This window comes from Hathewaya limosa, from assembly GCF_030815255.1.
GTDB classification, from domain to species: domain Bacteria; phylum Bacillota; class Clostridia; order Clostridiales; family Clostridiaceae; genus Hathewaya; species Hathewaya limosa.
This window is the reverse complement of the sequence record NZ_JAUSWN010000020.1, coordinates 41,708-57,862: the sequence shown is the minus strand read 5'-3', so window position 1 is coordinate 57,862 and position 16,155 is coordinate 41,708. Positions and strand designations below refer to the sequence as shown.

The following is a 16,155-nucleotide window of genomic DNA, read 5'->3' as shown; positions in this document are numbered from 1 at the left end:
TTTTAAATTTATATATATAATTATTCCAAGCTAACGCTTAAATTCGTAATTTTGCGATTGAGATAGTTAATCTTTCATAATTAATTAACAGAACCCATAATATATTAAAAATATAAAAATTTAATTGTTGATTAAGTTTTTATATTTTGTAATAGACAAATTTTTCATAAGCATCTAAATTTGATAATAAGATAAATATTAATAGGTAGTATTTAATTTAAGATTTAATTTTATTGTAATATTTGTGAATACTATCATAAGTTTACTATATATATCGAGTTAAATATCAAAATTATAAGAAACAAGAAGAAAAAAATATAAAAATTGTAATGTATGTATAAGTATGTTTTTTGTTGTAAAAAACAAATTTATATAGTAAGAATTAAAAAATAATATCTAATAAAAAACATGATGTCATAAACATCATGTTTTTTATTAGAGTTAATCTATTTTAAATTTATTAACTTGAGCAGTCATATCCGTAGTTCTAGCAGTAAGAGATTGAGCACTTGATGCTACCTCAGTACTGGATTTATTTAATTCATCAGATGAAGCTGCGATTTCTTCAGAGGATGCAGATATTTCTTGAGAAATTGAAGATATATTTTCTATATTGTCTAATATATTTTCTTTATTGGAATTAATACTATCAAATGCAATTGAAATCTCATTAATTCTAGGAGATATTTTTTCAACAGAAGTAGAAATATCTTTAAATGATTTAATGGAACTTTCAACAGTTTGTTTTTGAATATCTAAATCATTATTCATTTTTTCCGTTTGAGTTACTATAACGTTAGTTTTATTTAACAAGTTGCCAATTATGTTATAGATATTAGTTGAAGATTCTTTACTACGTTCTGCTAATACTCTTATTTCATCCGCAACAACAGCAAAGCCTTTACCAGATTCACCAGCTCTAGCGGCTTCAATTGCAGCATTTAGAGCAAGTAGATTAGTTTGTTCAGCTATACTATTTATTAAATCAGTAATTTCGTTTACTGTTTTAATATCTGTATTCATATCTGAAATATTATTTGAAAAATCGGCAAAGTTATTATTGAAGGTTTCTAGTGAAATAATTAAGTTTTCCATATCGGTATTACTTTTATGAGAGTTTTTATTAATGTCATCTGACATTAAATTAATGTTATCAACATGGTTCTTCATTTCATTTATTTGGTTTCCGAAATCATTAAGAGTTTGTAAAATACTACTTAAATCTGAAGCTTGTTTAGTTGTACCAGAGGCAACCTCGTTTATAGCAGTGGATATATTTTGAGTCAATGCCGATAATTCTTCAGAAATAGCAGCTAAATTTGTAGAGTTAGAATCTATATCTAGTGAAGAATCTTTAATAGATTTAATCATAGAACGTATAGAATGTTGAGAGTGTTCCATAGTTCTACAGATATCACCTATTTCATCTTTATTATTTTTTAGTTTTTCATTAGATGCCATGGTGAAATCTCCGTCAGCTATCTTTTTCATATGTTCTTTAATAGAAATTAAACCTTTAGAAAGTACTGAACTAAAGAAAATAATTAAAATGCTCATAATAATTAAAATAGTTATGGTTATCAAAAAACAACTATATTTTAAAGCATCTAATCTACTTAATAATACATCTTCAGGAATATACACTCCAAAAGACCAACCAGTAAGTTTAATAGGACTATATGCAACATACTTAGTTACACCATCAAAAGTATATTTTCCGAATCCCTTTTGTCCTGCAATCATTCTTTTTTCTATTTCAATAAAATCTTTATAAGATTTATCATTGGCACGAGCTTTAATAGTATTTTCACGAGTATCCACTAATTTTTGTACTCTACTAGCTATGTAAATTCCATCTCTATCTAATATAAAAGCTTCGCCTTTAGATAAGAATGAAATTTTATTACACATCTTACTTAATTCATCCCCGGTTTTTACAACAACTAATACACCTACAACTTTATTTTCAAATTTTATAGGAACATTATATGATATAGTAAGTTTGTTATTTATATCATTTACAAAAGGTTCCGAGATATTGCTTTTACCATCTAAAGCTTTCTTAAAGTATTTAGCATCTTTTATATTTACATTCACTCCGTCAGTATATAGTAGGTTCCCAGAAACATCTGAAATACCTATAGCCATATATTTATTTATTTGTAAGTTAGAAGATAGAAATTGTTTTTTTACCTTCCATGGAGTTTTAGGATTTGCAACTGATGGAACATTTGCTAGTGATTCTAAATTTTTCAAGGTCTCATTTAATTCAATTTCAATTTTTTCATTAGCAGTTTGACTAAGTTCCGACATAAGGTCAATGCTACTATCAACCAAAGTTTTTTTTGCATTAAAATAAGAAAAAGAGGAAAGGGTAATACAGGTTATAAGTACAAGTGGTAATAAACAGGTTAACATTTTAGCTTTAATTGTAGTAAGATGAAATGTTGAAAATTTTCCTTTCTTCTTTGAATGTTTAATTTTCATTAATAATCCCCCCGAGTAACTATATGTTTTAGAAAACTATATTAATGGTTTATTTTTATATACAGATCTTAATTTCTAAAAGTTAAAATCCTGTGAGAATTTTTATAAAAATAAACTAAAAATATAAATTCATTTAAAAAGTAATTAATTAGGTTTATTTAAATACTTAAGTTTAAAGTCAACAATATAATATATCGAGTTAATAAAAGAAAATTAAAGACAAAATTGTAGAAAAGTTAAAAAAATTGAAAAAATGAAACGATATAAGCAAAAAATTAAATGTATAGTAATAAAATTTGTCTATAAATAGAGAAAAAATGTAATAAAAAGGCATAAACCCTTTTTAGATCTATGCCTTAAAAAATTTTAATTTATTTTAAATTTATTTATCTCTGTAGTCATTTCAGAAGTTCTAGTAGTAAGAGATTGAGCACTATATGCAACTTCAGAACTTGACTTATTCAATTCATCGGAAGATGCTGCAATTTCTTGTGATGCTGCAGAAATTTCTTCTGAAATGGATGATAAATTTTCTACGTTATTTAATATATTTTCTTTACTTAAATCAATATTATCAAAAGCAATTGTTATTTCATTAATTCTTGGGGTTATGTCTGCAACAGAGGTAGAAATATCATTAAATGATTCTAATGAACTTTCTACAGTGGACCTTTGTTCATTTAATTCTAAATTCATTTTTTCAGTTTCATTAACAATAGCTTTAGTTTTATTTAATAAATTTCCTATGATATTGTATATGTTAGTTGAAGATTCTCTACTTCTTTCAGCTAAAACTCTTATTTCATCTGCAACAACAGCAAAACCTTTGCCTGATTCACCAGCTCTTGCAGCTTCAATAGCTGCATTTAATGCAAGTAAGTTAGTTTGTTCAGCTATACTATTTATTAAATCAGTAATTTCATTTACAGTTTTTATATCTCCATTCATTTCATTAATATTATTAGAGAAATTAGCAAAGTTTTTATTAAAGTTTTCAAGGGAATTTATTAATTTTTGCATATCTTTATTACTCTTTTCAGAGTTTTTATTAATATTTATAGACATTATATTAATTTTATCAACATGTGCTCTAATATCTGAAATTTGATCTCCAAACTCATTTAAATCTTCTAATATAGTCGTTAGGTCAGAAGATTGTTTACTAGTTCCAGAGGCGACTTCCTCAATAGCTGTAGTTATATTTTGAGTTAAAGCAGATAGTTCTTCAGAAATTGCAGCTAAATTGGTTGAGTTAGTGTCTATATCAAAAGCTGATTCTTTAATAGAATTAATCATATTACTGATAGAAAGTTGAGTTTGTTCCATTGTCATACAAATATCACCAACTTCATCCTTATTCTTAGTAAGTTTTTCATCAATACTATTAGTAAAATCTCCACTAGCAATTATGTTCATGTGATTTCTTAAAGTTTTTAATGAATTAGAAAGAACAGAACTAATTAAAAGTATTATAAAACTCATAAAAATTAAAATTACTATGGTAATAAATATGCAACTATATTTTAAAGTGTTAAGTCTACTTAATAAATCCCCATGAGGAATATATACACATAAAGACCAACCTGTTGTTTTTATAGGAGTATATGCCCCAAATTTTTTTACACTATCAAAATTATATGTTTTAATTCCAGTTTTCCCAGCGATCATTTCTTTTTCAAGATCAATAAAACCATTATAGGAACTATCATTACCGTGAGACTTAATAGCATTTTCTCTTTTATCTACCAAGGACTGACTTTTGTCTGCAATATAAGTACCTTCTTTATCTAACATAAAACATTCACCCGTAGATAGGAAAGAAATGTTATTGGTTATTTTGCTTAAATCATCTCCAGCCCTTATTGCGACTAATACTCCAATAACCTTATTGTTCTTATCTTTTATAGGGGTAGAGTAGGCCACTCGTAATTTTTTATCTATATTGCTTACAAAGGGTTCAGAAATAAAACAGGTACCTTCCATTGCTTTTGTGAAAAAGTTTCTGTCACTTATGTTTAGTGAATTACCATTAGTATAAACTATCTTACCAGTAGTATCAGCAATACCTATTAATTCATGTTTATTTATTTCTAAATTAGTATTTAAAAAATCTTTTTTTACTGTCCAAGAAGTTTTGGGATCACAGATACTCGGGGAGCTTGCAAGTACTTCTAAATCTTTTAGTATATCTATTAATTGAGTATCAATTTTGTTAGCGGCATTATTTGCTACTTGTAACATTAATTCAGTACTACTTTCTACTAAAGTTTTTTTTGCATTTATATATGCAAAAGATGATAAAGTAATACAAGTTATAAGTATAATTGGCAATAAACACAATAGCATTTTAGTCTTTATACTTGTAATATTAGTAAGTTGAAATCTTAACTTTTGTTTTGTAGTATTCATTTTTTTCCTCCGTGTTAATTAAGTTTTGTGTAATGTTATTTTTAGAAATATATATATGAATAAGGTAATCTTAGTTAGGTAAATAAATTAAGTTTATATTATGATAAATGCTTCTATAAAATATAATTTTAATTAACCTATAATATGATTTAAAGTTCAATCAGGGATAGTATATATATCGATGAGTTAAAATTGAATTAAAGTATAAATGAATTTAAGATTAAATTGTTAATACAAAATTAAAAAAAATTTAACAAATAATAAGTTATTAAAAAATTTGAGCCAATAGTAGTGACATGGTAAAATAATCAATGAAAGTATGGCACAATATATAAATAAAAAATATGCTAAACAGGATATTAAAATAGATTATAAGTTTAAAGGAGAATAATTTATGAAAAAAATTCTTGTAGTTGATGACGAAAGAGAAATTGTAGATTTAATAGATTTGTATTCTAAAAATAATTATAAAATAATAAAGGCGTATGATGGTATAGAGGCATTGGGAAAGTTAGAAAATGAAAAAGTCGATTTAGCTATTGTTGACATAATGATGCCTAACATGGATGGGTATAATCTAATAAAGAATATAAGAAAAAGCAAAGATTTCCCAATTATAATTATATCGGCAAAAGGAGAAGGATTTGATAAAATTATAGGACTTGATCTAGGCGCTGATGATTATGTAACAAAACCTTTTGATCCATTAGAACTTATGGCAAGGGTAAATGCCCAATTAAGAAGATATAATATAAATGTAGATAGGGAAGAAGCTAATAGTAAAAAAGATGTAATAACAATAGGTGATTTAGTTTTAGATAAAGAAGGATTTTCACTAAAGAAGAATGGAGAAGAGGTTCAATTAACATCAACAGAATATAAAATTGTAGAATTGTTTATGACAAATCCTAATAAAGTATTTACAAAGAAAAATTTATTTGAATCTGTATGGAATGAACCATATTTTTATGAAGATAATGCTATTATGGTACATATAAGCAAGGTTAGAGAAAAGATAGAGGATGATACAAAATCTCCTCAATATTTAAAAACAATAAGAGGCTTAGGTTATAGATTTGAGGGAAATAAGGATGAAGATTAAAAAAAGTATTATACATATTTTTTTGAGTAATTATTTGATTTTTTTTATATCTTTAATTTTAGCCATTTTTATATTTGGTATATCATTTATATATCAAATAGGTTTAAATTTTAATGATGTAGATACTAATGAAACTATTTTCAAAGAACATTATAATGATTTAGATAAAGAAGTAATTTTAAAGAATGAAGGTTGGATTGAAGTAGTTAAAGATAACAAGATTATAAATGTTATAGGAAATAAAAAGGATAATATAAAAGAATATAGTATTGAATCTGTTCTTAATAATGAAAAGCTTAAATCAGATTTTGATATAAAGGTATATGATAAAGATAAAAAAAATCACAATATTATTTATATAGTTAAAATACCTAAGGAGGAAAATAAAGAGCAGAATCAAGTAAAGTTTAAAAAGTTAAATAGATTTACTGTAAATTCTCTGATGGTTTCTATAATATTTATAATTTTAATCATAGTAATTATGGCAACCACATCTATAAATGCAATAACTAAGCCCTTAAACAAAATTAAAATAGCTTTAAAGGAAATGACAGAAGGAAATACTAAGGTTAGATTAAAGTTTAAAAGTTATAAAGAAATAGAGCAAATAAGAGATTCTTTTAACTATATGGCGGATGAATTAGAAAGGGTAAACAAGGAAAAAATCTTGGCAGAAGAAAGTAAGAAAAAGATTATTAGAGATATTTCACATGATATAAAAACTCCAATAACATCTATTATGGGATATTCTAAGGCATTAAGTGAGGATAGGGTAGAAGATAATGAGGAAAGGAAAATTTATTTAGGATATATATATAATAAAACTAGAAAAATAGATTATCTAGTCAATGAATTATTTACCTTTGCAAAATTAGATAGTATTAATTATGTTTTAAATAAAAAAGAAGAAGATTTTTGTGAGTTTTTAAGAGAAACTATTTTATTCTATTATGGAGATATAGAAGAAAAAAATTTTCAACTAGATTTAGATATTCCTGAAAAGGTAATAAAACTTAATTTTGATTCAAAAGAAATGGAAAGAGCAATAGGTAATTTAATACTTAATTCATTAAAATATAATAAAGAAGGTACAAAGTTAGATATATTCTTAAAAGAGCTACAAGATAAAGTTGTACTACATATAAGAGATAATGGTATAGGAATAAAGAAAGAATTAGTATCTACGGTATTTCAAGAGTTCGTAAAAGTTGATGAATCAAGAAACTCTAAAGAGGGAAGTGGATTAGGACTTGCTATAACGAAAAAAATAGTTGAACTTCATAATGGAAAAATAAATTTGATTACAGAAGAAGGAGTAGGTACAGAATTTAAAATTATACTAAATAAGTAAAGACTTATAGTAGGATTATTATAAGATCATGAAAATACTAGTGTATTGCATTGATATTATATAAAGAATATAATATAAGTTATCATAAATCTAGATGTGTGAATAGGAGGGTTTTTGAATGGATAAAGATAATAGTAATAACATAGATAACATTAATGAATCTAGTGATCGAAGTAGAGATGGTGTTTTTCGAGGAAGAAAAGTTAATGAGAAAAAAGGTGTTAAATATTATTTAAAAGAATGGATTTTACCAATAGCCATAGCATTCGTACTTGCTATGATAATACATAAAACTTGGTTTTATCTTATAAAGATACCATCAGGTTCTATGCGTCCTACTATAATGGAAGGAGATAAAATTTTAGTTACAAGAGTTCATAATACAGATAAGCTTAAAAGAGGAGATATTATTGTATTTCACTCAGATGAATTACAACTAGATTTAATAAAAAGATTAATAGGACTTCCAGGAGATAGAATTGAAATAAAAGAAAATGGAGATTTATATATAAATGGACAAAAGCAAAATGAACCTTATGTGGTAAATCAATTGGGAATTGAAAGTAAATTTGAGGTACCAGAAGATAAGTTCTTATTTTTAGGTGATAATAGGGCAAATTCAAAGGATGCAAGGTTATGGGATGAACCTTATATTAGTAAAGATAAAGTTATGGGAAAAGCACAGTTTATCGTTACACCAATAAAAAGATTTGGAAAGTTAAAATAAAAATTAAGTAGATTAAAATAACTATTAAAAAGCCATGTAAATTTATAAAATTTATATGGCTTTTATTTTTTTTTAAATATATAATAATATTGCTATTTAAACATCTATAAATAAAGATGAAAACTTTGGATAAATTAATAATTCTGTAACCATTCAGTGTACGGGTATAGGTATAATATATAGTAGATATGTTAATATTTAATTTTTAGATAAATATATTTTAAATTAATTAAAAAAAATATACCTGTAAAGTTAAAATTATTAAGATATTAAGTAAAGTTGTCTTAAAGGAATAGGAGAATAAGAATGGAAAAAAAGAAGATAATTTTAACAGTTGCTGTGGCTTCAATTATGATTTTAACAGTGACAACAATGGTATTTTTGGGACATAATAAAAAAGAAAATAACAGTGCTACTGATAAAATAGAGATTAAAGAAAGTAAAAATGATAATAAATTTAATGGAGAAAATAAAGGAGAACAAGCCAAAATAGAGAAACATATAAATAAGGAAGAAAGTAAAAATGATATAGAAAAACAAACTCAGAATGAAAAAAAAGAAATAGAAAATAGAAATTCCATAAATGAGAAAAAGAACACTGAAAATAATAAGCATAAAGTAGAAAAAAGTGAAAATAAGAAAAAAGATAATATAAAATTAGACGTAGATAAGGTAGACTTAGATTCTGAAAAAGATCTGATTAATTTAATTAGTAAAGCCTTTAAAAAATATTATGAAGTAAATGTTCCTACAGATGGGAGCATTAAATTTAAACTTAAGCAACCTGTAGTACAAGAAAATAAGGGGGATATAATTTCTGCCGATTGGGTTGGAAAATTAAATGGAACACAATATTATCTTAATATAGTAATAAATAAGGGAAGTAAAAAGATAGAACGTATAGATATGTATGATTATTCAATAGAAGAAAAAGAAAATGAAATATCTGAAGAAGAGGCTAAAAAAATTGCAGAAGACTTTTTTAAGAGAACAGAAAATGAGAAATTAAAGGATATAGAAAGTGTTACTGTCTTACAAAGTTCAAAAGATGGATATAGTGTTGTATTCAAGAAAAAAAATTTTGAAAATAATAAACAAGCTATTATAATAGCAGTTAATCCATATGCCTCAGTTGTAAGTTCTTTTAGTTCATATTGGGATTAAAAATAATTAGTCTAAAGGAGAAAGAAGATGAACTTAGAATTACTTTTAAAAAAGCAAAAGGAGTTCTTTTCTAGTGGTACAACAAAAAATATTCAATATAGAATAAATAAGCTTAAAGATTTAAAGATAGGTATTGAAAAAAATGAACAATTAATATACGAAGCTTTAAAAGCTGATTTAAATAAATCAGCTTTTGAAGCCTATGAAACAGAAGTTGGCATGGTAATTGAAGAAATTAATATAGCTATTAGAAATTTGAAAAAATGGAGCAAAGTTGAAAAAGTAAAAACACCATTAATTCATTTTGGAACTAAAAGTTATATTTATAAAGAGCCTTATGGAATAGTATTAAATATATCTCCTTGGAACTATCCTTTTCAACTTAGTTTAAGTCCATTGGTAGGGGCTATAGCCGCAGGAAATTGTGTTATGTTAAAACCTTCCAGATACTCTAGGAATACTTCTGATGTTTTAGAAAAAATAATAAAAGAAGTTTTTGATGAAGAATATGTAGCCGTAGTAGAAAAAGATGGAGGAAGAGAATCTATATCGAATTTATTAAATTATAAATTTAACTATATTTTCTTTACAGGTAGCCCTTCTGTTGGAAAAGTTATAATGGAAAAGGCTTCTAAATATTTAACCCCTGTAACATTAGAACTGGGGGGTAAAAGTCCATGTATTGTTCATAAGGATGCCGATTTGAGAAAAGCTTCTAAAAGAATAATTTGGGGAAAATTTTTAAATGCAGGTCAAACTTGTGTAGCACCAGATTTTTTAATGGTTCACGAGGAGGTAAAATCAGAACTAATTGGATATATGAAGGAAGATATAGAAGAGTTTTTTGGGATGGAACCTTTTATTAGTGAGGATTTTGGTAGAATCATAAATGAAAGACAATTTGAAAGATTGAAAACATATTTACCAGAAGGATATATAATTAAAGGTGGAGATTATGATGTCAAGCAAAGATATATAAGTCCAACATTAATGGATGGAGTGTCTTTTAGTAGTTCCATAATGAAAGAAGAAATTTTTGGGCCAATTTTACCAATATTAACTTATAATGATATGGATGCATTAATAAAGACATTACATAATAGACCAAAGTCACTAGCTTTATACCTATTTACCCAAAGTAAAACAATCGAAACTAAAGTGTTAGATAGTATATCATTTGGAGGAGGATGTGTTAATGATACTATAATTCATGTTGCATCACCATATATTCCCTTTGGAGGAGTAGGAAATAGTGGTATGGGTGCGTATCATGGAAAAGCTAGTTTTGACTTATTTACACATAATAAATCTATATTAAAGAAAAGTAATATTTTCGATATTAAATTTAGATATGCGCCCTATAAGGGAAAATTGAAATTATTAAAGAAATTTTTAAAATAGAATATAAAAGTTATATTTTGTAAGAGCTTTGTTTAGTTAAAGACGGTATAAAACTAAACAAAGTTTTTTCTTTATAACTTTAAATAGAGCAAAATATTGAAAAATAGTGTTAGAAAAAGAATAGATTACATATAAAATACACAAACTAAGGTACTAGTTAAACAAAGAATATGAAAGGGGAACTTTAAGAGAATGATTAAAAGAAAAAATAAGAGTTTGTGTATTGCTTTAGTAATTATTTTGTCAATGTTTTTTAATATTTGTGCACCTTGTGTTTTAGAAGTAAAAGCATATACACAGGAGGAAAATTCTATAGGAAATTTTACACAAGGGAAAAGATATTATGGTTTTAAATTAGTAGATCAAAAAAAAATACATAATGGAACTGATATATGTAGGAATTTTATTCATGAAAAAAGTGGAGCAAGATTGTTTTCGGTACAAAATAAAGATCCTAATAAACATTTTTCTATATCTTTTAGAACCCCATCCTATAATGATAAAGGAGCTGCACATATTTTAGAACATTGTGTACTTGTAGGAGGATCAAAAAAATATCCCGTAAAACAACTTTTAAAAGAAGTGCTAGAAACTTCCCTAAGTAAGAATTTAAATGGAATGACAACTCCGGATACAACAATATATCCATTTAGTACAACTAATGAAAAAGAATTTTCTAATATTATGGATATATATTTAGATATGGTTTTTAATCCTAGTTTTTATAATGATCAAAGGATTTTTAAAGAAGAAGGATGGTATTATGATATTAACAATGAAGATTTAAAATATAATGGTGTAGTATATAACGAAATGAAAGGATCATTGTCATCACCTGCTAGTCATTTATATAATTCAATTTGCAAAAGTTTATATCCTAATACTACATATGCTTTTATATCAGGTGGAGATCCTAAGCATATACCCGACCTTACTTTTGCAGAGTTAAAGCAATTTCATAAAAAATATTATAAGCCATCAAATAGTTATATATTTTTATATGGAGATATGAATATTAAAGATAAATTAAAATCCTTAGATGAACATTATTTAAATAAATATAAAAAAGAAAAAGTTAACTCAACTATTAGTGAACAAAAACCTTTTAAACAAAAAAGATACGATATTCATAAATATCCTATATTAAAAACTGAAAATGAAAGTGGTAAAAGTTTTTTAACATATAATTTTAGTATAAATACTAAAAGTGCGGAATTAGATATGGCCTTTCAACTTTTAAATGAAATGCTTTTAAATAATCCTAACTCACCTTTACTTAGAAATTTAAGAAAGCATGGATTTAATAATGTATCAGGAGCATATATACCTAATCAAAGACAGGGATTTTATTCTATAATAGTAGGAAATACAGACTATAAAAAAGCTAGTGAGTTCGAAAATGTTGTAAACGCTACATTGAAGGAAATTTGTAATAAAGGCTTAGATAAACAAATTATATTGAATACAATAAATTTTATGGATTTAAATTCAAGATGGAATAGTTCTTATAGGGAAACTACAGGTGATGATTATAATAATGCTGTTTTAAGTAGATGGATTTATGATGAGGATCCTATGAGTGCATTTATAAAACCTTATGAATTTGCAAGAATTTTAACATCTTTAAAGAGACCCTATTTTGAACATATAATAAATAAGTTTTTATTAAATAATACTCATAGCAGTATAATGATTTTACGACCAGAAAAAGGTATGTTGGAGCAACAAAAAATAGATGAATATAGAAGATTAAAACAATATAAAGATTCATTAAGTGAAGATGAATATAAGAAATTAAGAGAAAATACAAGGGAACTTAGAACTTGGCTTAATACTCAAAGCAACGAAAAAGATATAGATAAAATTCCTAGGTTAAAATTAAAAGATATTAATCCTAGGTTAGAGTTAATATCTTTATATAGAAAAAAAGAAAATGGAATACCTATTTTATATCATCAATGGGATACAAAAGGTACTTCATATATAAATTTATATTTTAACTCTTCTTCAATAAAAAAGGAAGAAGTGCCTTATATGCAATTATTAGCTACAATTTTAGGAAATGTATCAACTAAAAAAAGTAGAATAGGTGAATTATATAATAAGGAAATGAATTTAACTACAGGAATAAAATATGAAATAAATTCTTTTTCTTCAGCAAAACAAGAAGGAATAATTAATCCACAGTTTAAAATAGAAGCTCTAACATTATCAGAAAATACAAAAGCAACCCTAGATCTAATAAAAGAGGAAATAACGAAGAGTAAATATAAAGATAAAAAATTACTAAAAAAAATAATTAAGAATATTAGGTTAGAATCAGCAGAAAAGGTGTATGAATATCCACATATCTTAGCATTAACAAGAAATTTTTCTTACTATTCAAAAGGAGAAAAGTATAATGATTCGCTAATTGGAATTGGATACATGGAGTTTATTAAAAGTTTAGATGAACATTTTGATGAAAAATATGAAGATATAGTTAAGAACTTAGATAAGGTTAGTAATAAAATATTTAATAAACACAATTTAACAATTAGTTTAACTTCAGATAAATCTGGATATGCATATTTAAAAAAGGATTTATTAAGTTTTACAAGAGATTTAGAAAAAGAAAAATTAAATAAAGAGGAAATCGAGTTTGTATATAAAAAAAATCAAGAAGCATTCAATCAAAACACAGATGTATTGTATAATGTTCAAGGTTTTAATTATAGAGCATTAGGAGAAAAATATAAAGGATCTATGAAAGTTCTAAAAAATATTTTAGATTTAGACTATCTATGGCCTAAAGTTAGGGTTAAAGGTGGAGCCTATGGAGTAAATTTTCTTTTAAATAAAAGTGGGGTTATGGGGATAGTTTCTTATAGGGATCCTAACTTAAAAGAGACTCTAGAGGCATATAAGGGTATACCTGAATATTTAAAAAAACTTTCTTTAAATGATAAGGAACTAGAAAGTTATAAAATAAGCTCACTTGCAGAGTATTGTCATACAAAAACTACGGAAGAAAAAGTTAAGATTGCAGATAACATGTATTTTTCAGGTATAAAACGTGATGATTTAGAAAAAGAATTAAAAGAAATTAAGAACACCACGTTAAAGGATGTAAAAGGATATGAAGAATTATTTAATAAGGGTTTAAAACAAAATAATATAACCGTTATAGGTAATAGAAGTAAAATACAAAAGCAAAAAGATATATTTAATAAAATAAAAGGCATTTAAAATTAAATACTTATAAAAATGTGTTTATATTGCGTTTTGTAAAATGTAGTATAGACACATTTTTATTATAAGTTATATCAATATTAGCAAGAGTAAGGCGATATAATGAAGAAACAATAGGTAATGTAATATATATTAAAAAATAGAATACAGATTATTTAAATTTAGGTTGTTTAAAATTTAAATAAATGGTAAATTTAAAAAGGAAATTGTAAAAAAAAATTTACAAACTGAGGTATAAGGGTGAAAAAAATTGAGTAAAAGCTTAAATGAAATAATTTCTAATGTAATTATAAGTGTGTTTTTAAGTATATTAATCTTTAATATTCCTACAGTAGTAGTTAAAGTTCAGGCAAAGGATGCTAAAGTAATTAATAAAGAATATGCAAGTAAAGATAAGTTTAATAATATATTTAATATTAGCCAGTGTAAAAGTAATATTTCAAACTTTAATAAGGGAATTAAAAATGTTAATACTAACGTTTTTAAAAATGATAATAAAAAAAATAATTTTAAAACACATGATGAAATTAATATAATTTTAGATGAAATTCAAAATTCTATAGAAATAGAAAAATTAGAAGAAGATCATATATTAAAAAAAAATAATGCAAAAAATCAGAATGGGATTAATAAAGTTAAAGATAATGATTATGAAAAGAAACAACAATTAGAAAAAAATAAGGATAATAAGTTTAAAGTTATCTTTAGTATTTTAGGAGCTATTATTATAGGACTAACATTAGTAATGATTTATGAAAAAAGAAAAGAGGATAAGGAATGATTTTTCTTAAAATCTTAAATAAAATAATTTAATTGATACTTATACAATACTTATTATTAAAGGTATTATGTAAGTATTTTTTATTATAAATTTTCAATATAGATGATTTTAAATTAATAGTTTATATAGTTTTAAAGGAATATATTTTTTTTATTATAACACACTAATCTTATAAGTAATTTTTATTTATAAGGAGAGATAAAATGAGTAATACTAATATAAATTTTCCTACGACCTTTCCAAAACAACATCAAAATCAAAAACCAGGAAAAGAATATAAAATGAATCCAAGACCAATTTTTGAACATGAAGCCTTTAACGGAGTAGGTAAGAGTTTGGATGGAAAGGTAGCAATTATAACAGGTGGAGATAGTGGAATAGGAAGAACCGTGGCAATAGCATATGCCAATGAGGGTGCTGATGTTGTAATTATATATTTAAATGAGATAGAAGATGCAGAAGAGACTAAAAATATAATAGAGGATAGAGGTAAAAAGTGTCTATTAATCGAGGGAGATATAAGTTGTGAACAATTTTGTTATACAGCTGTAAAAAAGGTTATAGAAGCATTTAAGAAAATTGATATTTTAATAAATAATACTGGATATCAGTGTGAACAACAAGGTATTTTAGATATATCAAATGAGCAGTTAGAAAAAACTTTTAAAACAAATATTTTTTCTATGTTTTATATGACTAAAGCAGTTCTTCCACATTTAAGGGAAGGATCAAGTATTATAAATACAGCATCAATTACAGCATATGAGGGACATGAAACTCTTATAGATTATTCTTCGAGTAAAGGAGCAGTAGTTAGTTTTACAAGATCATTATCAACTTCATTAGCTAAACAAAAGATAAGAGTAAATGCAGTAGCACCAGGACCTATATGGACACCGCTTATTGTAGATACGTTTGATGAAAATAAGGTTGAAACTTTTGGACAAAATACACCTATGGGAAGGGCAGGGCAACCAGTAGAACTTGCAGGTGCCTATGTATTTCTAGCAAGTAATAATGCATCATATATAACAGGCCAAGTAATTCATGTTAATGGTGGAAAAATAGTTAATGGATAAGTATTATATAATAATTAAAAAAAATTAAATAGTATTTTATATAAAAAAATTAAAAAACAAAAAAATATTGACATTAAATATTTATCACATTATAATATTCATTAAATTAATAAAATATAAATTATTTATAGCTATGACGGAGAGAAAAATATCAGGAATTTAACTACAGAGAGCTAACGGTTGGTGTGAGTTAGTGTTAAATGATATATAATAATCACTCCAGAGCTTCAAGCCAAACAAAAACTGTTAGTTTTTTAGTAGGTGTAGACGGGTGCTACCGATATATGGCTAGGATTCAAATTAAAGTTTAAACTATAATTTCGATCTGATATGAAAGAGGCAATATTAATTATTGCAAATAGAGTGGTACCGCGAATACAACTTTCGTCTCTATAGATATCCTAAATATATCTATAGGAACGG

The 16,155-nt window shown here is 25.2% G+C and carries 10 protein-coding genes and 1 other annotated feature; of the genes, 8 read left to right on the top strand and 2 right to left on the bottom strand.

The annotated features are described in order from the left end of the window. Nucleotides 1-441: 441 nt before the first annotated feature. Together QOZ93_RS11175 and QOZ93_RS11170 are read right to left on the bottom strand one after the other, a co-directional pair. Nucleotides 442-2,487: a methyl-accepting chemotaxis protein gene (locus QOZ93_RS11175; protein ID WP_307356513.1), complete on the bottom strand. Its 2,046-nt coding sequence runs from the start codon at nucleotides 2,485-2,487 to the stop codon at nucleotides 442-444. Nucleotides 2,488-2,853: 366 nt separating this feature from the next. Continuing rightward, nucleotides 2,854-4,896: a methyl-accepting chemotaxis protein gene (locus QOZ93_RS11170; RefSeq protein WP_307356511.1), complete on the bottom strand. Its 2,043-nt coding sequence runs from the start codon at nucleotides 4,894-4,896 to the stop codon at nucleotides 2,854-2,856. 394 nt (nucleotides 4,897-5,290) lie between these two features. Between QOZ93_RS11170 and QOZ93_RS11165 the strand changes: the two genes are divergently transcribed. The 8 genes from QOZ93_RS11165 to QOZ93_RS11130 all read left to right on the top strand — a co-directional run bounded on the left by QOZ93_RS11165 (nucleotide 5,291) and on the right by QOZ93_RS11130 (nucleotide 15,732). Then, entirely contained in the window at nucleotides 5,291-5,998 is a 708-nt protein-coding gene (locus QOZ93_RS11165; RefSeq protein ID WP_307356509.1) for a response regulator transcription factor, read from the top strand. Next, on the top strand, nucleotides 5,988-7,349 hold the full coding sequence (locus QOZ93_RS11160; protein WP_307356507.1) for a HAMP domain-containing sensor histidine kinase: 1,362 nt from the start codon (nucleotides 5,988-5,990) through the stop codon (nucleotides 7,347-7,349). Before QOZ93_RS11165 ends, QOZ93_RS11160 begins: the two co-directional genes overlap by 11 nt. Before the next feature lie 118 nt (nucleotides 7,350-7,467). Then, complete coding sequence (lepB, locus tag QOZ93_RS11155) at nucleotides 7,468-8,076, top strand: signal peptidase I (RefSeq protein WP_307356505.1); 609 nt, start codon at nucleotides 7,468-7,470, stop codon at nucleotides 8,074-8,076. Between the two features lie 306 nt (nucleotides 8,077-8,382). After that, on the top strand, nucleotides 8,383-9,240 hold the full coding sequence (locus QOZ93_RS11150) for a hypothetical protein (protein WP_307356502.1): 858 nt from the start codon (nucleotides 8,383-8,385) through the stop codon (nucleotides 9,238-9,240). A 27-nt stretch (nucleotides 9,241-9,267) separates the two neighbouring features. After that, on the top strand, nucleotides 9,268-10,641 hold the full coding sequence (locus QOZ93_RS11145) for an aldehyde dehydrogenase (protein ID WP_307356500.1): 1,374 nt from the start codon (nucleotides 9,268-9,270) through the stop codon (nucleotides 10,639-10,641). Between the two features lie 192 nt (nucleotides 10,642-10,833). After that, the gene (locus QOZ93_RS11140) at nucleotides 10,834-13,869 is read left to right on the top strand and encodes an insulinase family protein (protein WP_307356499.1); all 3,036 of its coding nucleotides are present in this window, start codon (nucleotides 10,834-10,836) and stop codon (nucleotides 13,867-13,869) included. 253 nt (nucleotides 13,870-14,122) lie between these two features. Further along, the gene (locus QOZ93_RS11135) at nucleotides 14,123-14,653 is read left to right on the top strand and encodes a hypothetical protein (protein WP_307356497.1); all 531 of its coding nucleotides are present in this window, start codon (nucleotides 14,123-14,125) and stop codon (nucleotides 14,651-14,653) included. A gap of 218 nt (nucleotides 14,654-14,871) precedes the next feature. Further along, nucleotides 14,872-15,732 (top strand): SDR family oxidoreductase, encoded by an 861-nt coding sequence (locus tag QOZ93_RS11130; RefSeq protein ID WP_307356514.1) that lies wholly within the window; start codon nucleotides 14,872-14,874, stop codon nucleotides 15,730-15,732. A gap of 124 nt (nucleotides 15,733-15,856) precedes the next feature. Continuing rightward, nucleotides 15,857-16,127, top strand: a binding site (T-box leader). Nucleotides 16,128-16,155: the final 28 nt, after the last annotated feature.

Coding starts and splice junctions, on each gene's coding strand:
- QOZ93_RS11175 (WP_307356513.1), bottom strand. CDS start 2,487: ATGAAAATTAAACATTCAAAGAAGAAAGGAAAATTTTCAACATTTCAT.
- QOZ93_RS11170 (WP_307356511.1), bottom strand. CDS start 4,896: ATGAATACTACAAAACAAAAGTTAAGATTTCAACTTACTAATATTACA.
- QOZ93_RS11165 (WP_307356509.1), top strand. CDS start 5,291: ATGAAAAAAATTCTTGTAGTTGATGACGAAAGAGAAATTGTAGATTTA.
- QOZ93_RS11160 (WP_307356507.1), top strand. CDS start 5,988: ATGAAGATTAAAAAAAGTATTATACATATTTTTTTGAGTAATTATTTG.
- lepB (WP_307356505.1), top strand. CDS start 7,468: ATGGATAAAGATAATAGTAATAACATAGATAACATTAATGAATCTAGT.
- QOZ93_RS11150 (WP_307356502.1), top strand. CDS start 8,383: ATGGAAAAAAAGAAGATAATTTTAACAGTTGCTGTGGCTTCAATTATG.
- QOZ93_RS11145 (WP_307356500.1), top strand. CDS start 9,268: ATGAACTTAGAATTACTTTTAAAAAAGCAAAAGGAGTTCTTTTCTAGT.
- QOZ93_RS11140 (WP_307356499.1), top strand. CDS start 10,834: ATGATTAAAAGAAAAAATAAGAGTTTGTGTATTGCTTTAGTAATTATT.